4 protein-coding genes are annotated in these 2,557 nt (G+C 75.9%); 1 reads left to right on the top strand and 3 read right to left on the bottom strand.

Annotated features, from left to right (window positions below):
* Together ACWDX9_RS62295 and ACWDX9_RS62290 are read right to left on the bottom strand one after the other, a co-directional pair.
* The coding region (locus ACWDX9_RS62295) for a hypothetical protein (protein ID WP_449973280.1) at positions 1-500 on the bottom strand (500 nt) is incomplete at its 3' end.
* Positions 501-519: 19 nt separating this feature from the next.
* Positions 520-681: a hypothetical protein gene (locus ACWDX9_RS62290; protein ID WP_449973279.1), complete on the bottom strand. Its 162-nt coding sequence runs from the start codon at positions 679-681 to the stop codon at positions 520-522.
* 76 nt (positions 682-757) lie between these two features.
* Between ACWDX9_RS62290 and ACWDX9_RS62285 the strand changes: the two genes are divergently transcribed.
* Positions 758-1,693, top strand: coding sequence for an NADP-dependent oxidoreductase (locus tag ACWDX9_RS62285; RefSeq protein WP_449973278.1), 936 nt, complete (start codon positions 758-760; stop codon positions 1,691-1,693).
* A 98-nt stretch (positions 1,694-1,791) separates the two neighbouring features.
* Here ACWDX9_RS62285 and ACWDX9_RS62280 read toward each other — a convergent pair.
* The coding region (locus ACWDX9_RS62280; protein WP_449973277.1) for an MFS transporter at positions 1,792-2,557 on the bottom strand (766 nt) is incomplete at its 5' end.

Raw genomic sequence — 2,557 nt, 5'->3', positions numbered from 1 at the left:
GCCCGCAGCAGGGCCCTCAGGCGGTGGCGGGGTCGTCGCACGGCGGCCAGCGCGCAGAGCGCGGCCAGCGCGGGCGCGACGGTCCAGTCCAGGGAGAACGCGACTCCTTCCGGCCCGCCCCAGCCGGAGACGCAGCCCCGGTCGATGGCCACGTCCGCGAGGAAGGCCAGCGGGCCGGCGCCGTACACCACGAGCACGGCCCCGGCCGCCATCCGCGCGGTCACCCGTCCGATCCGGGGCCGGCCCAGGCGGGTGCTCAGCCAGTGGGCGGCGAAGCCGAGGGCGACCGCCGGCGCGCCCGCGTACCACAGGGGCGGGAAGTACACGGCCACGACCCGCAGCCAGTACCCCTGCTCGTCGAAGAGCTCACGGCCGGGGCAGAACGCGGCGTAGCCGACGTACCCGAAGAAGAAGCGTTCCGGCAGCAGAAACGTGTAGGCCGCCCCGAGGGCGGCGACGGTGAGGGCGGCGCCCCACCATAATCGTGATCTCCATGACACGGACCGCCAACCTACCGCCTCAGCCGCTCAGCGCCTTCAGCGTGGCCGCGCCCCCGGGATCGCGGTCCGTGCTCACCGGCACCCGGGCGACCTCGTCGACCCCCGTCGCGGCGCAGGCGGACAGCCGCGCGCCGACCGCGTCCCCAGCTCCGAGCCACGCTCGTCCGCGTGCGGTACGCACCTTGAAGTGCGTACTTCCCGATGGAGAGCAGCTCTCCGTAGGTTCGTCGTAGCGAAACCTGATGAGGGAGTTATCGATGCGCGCAGTTGTCATTCACGCTTTCGGCGGGCCCGAGGTGCTGGAGATCGTGGACGTGCCGGTGCCCGTAGTCCGGGAGCGGCAGGTCCGCGTCCGGGTCGAGGCGGCGACGGTCAATCCCGTCGATCTGGCCACCCGGTCCGGGGCGCTCAGCGAGGCGGGCCTGCTGCCGGCCCGGGACGTGATCGGCATCGGCTGGGACGTGGCCGGGACCGTGGACGCGGTGGGCCCCGGCGTGACCGGTGTCGTGCCGGGCGAGCGGGTGATCGGCCTGTCGGACCGCCTCGACGTGCCGCTCGGCGCCCAGGCCGAGTACGTCGTCCTCGACGCGGACGCGGTCACCCGCGCGCCGTCGGGCCGTTCGCCGGTGGAGGCCGCGACGTTGCCGCTCAACGGGCTCACCGCGGTGCAGGCGCTCGACCGGCTGGAGCTGGCCGCCGGGCGGACGCTGCTGGTCACCGGCGCGGCCGGGGCCGTGGGCGGGTTCGCCGTGCAGCTGGCCGCCGCGCGCAGGCTGCGGGTGGTCGCGGTGGCCGGCGCCGAGGACGAGCCGCTGGTGCGCGGGTTCGGCGCCGAGTGGTTCGTGCCGCGTACGGCGCGGCTGGGCGAGGCCGTACGCGCTCTCGTGCCGGGCGGCGTGGACGGGGCGCTGGACGCCGCGGTGACCGGGGCGGCGGCCCTGGACGCCGTCCGCTCGGGCGGCGTCTTCGCCGCGCTGGTCGCGGGCGGGGCGCCGCTGCCGTTGCGCGGCACCCAGGTGTTCGATCACTGGATCCGAGCCGACGGCGCCCGCCTCGCGGACCTGGTCGCGCTGGTCGAGGCCGGCTCCCTCACCCTCCGCGTGGCCGAGGCGCTGCCCCTGGACCAGGTCGCCGCCGCCCACCGCCGCCTGGCCAAGGGCGGCCTGCGCGGCCGCCTGGTCCTCGTCCCCTGATCCCCGCCACGATCCGGCGGCGCGACCTCCCCTGAGCCCGCCACGATCCGGCGGCGCGACCCCTCCTGAGCCCGCCACGATCCGGCGGCGCGACGCGCTCATGTGCGGGAGCGGCCGAGGGTGAGGGTGAGGGCGGCGGCGAGGGCCGCGATGGCGGCGTAGGCGACCGTGGTGACGTCGGTGCCGTGCTGCCAGCCGAGCGCGCCGATCGTGGTGGCCATGGCGGCCACGCCCAGGGAGGAGCCGACGTACCGGGCGGTGTTGTTGGCGCCCGACCCCATGCTCGCCCTGGCGAGCGGCACGCTCTCGATGGCCAGATGGGTCAGCGAGGCGTTGATGAGCCCGCTGCCGAGGCCGCCCACCACCAGGCCGGCGACGACCCGCGTCCAGGGGGCGGCGTCCGCGACCCCGAGCGTGAGCAGGGCTCCGGCGGCGGACAGGAGCAGGCCGAGCGCGAGGCGGACGCCCGAGTGGACGCGCAGGTGCCGGGCCAGCAGGGAGGCCAGGAACGACATGCCCGACCACAGCGAGAACAGCACGGCGCTGGTGAGCGGGGTGAGCGAGCGGGTCACCTGGAGCACGGTCGGCAGGTAGCTCATCATCCCGATGACGGCGATCCCGGTGACGAACGCGCCCGAGGTGGCCACCAGGAAGAGCGGGCGGCGCAGCAGGCCGAGCTCGATGAGGGGTTCGCGGCGGCGGTTCTCGATCAGCGTGAACGCGGCCAGCAGCACGACCGCGGCGGCGAACGACGCGTACACGACGGGCCGGTTCCAGCCCAGCCGGCCCTCGGTGACCCCGGCGAGCAGCGCGGCGGTGCCGAGCGCCAGGGTGATCGCGCCGGGCAGGTCGTGCGGGCGGCGG

Source organism: Nonomuraea sp. NPDC003201 (assembly GCF_053590415.1).
This window is presented reverse-complemented; position numbering and strand designations above follow the sequence as displayed.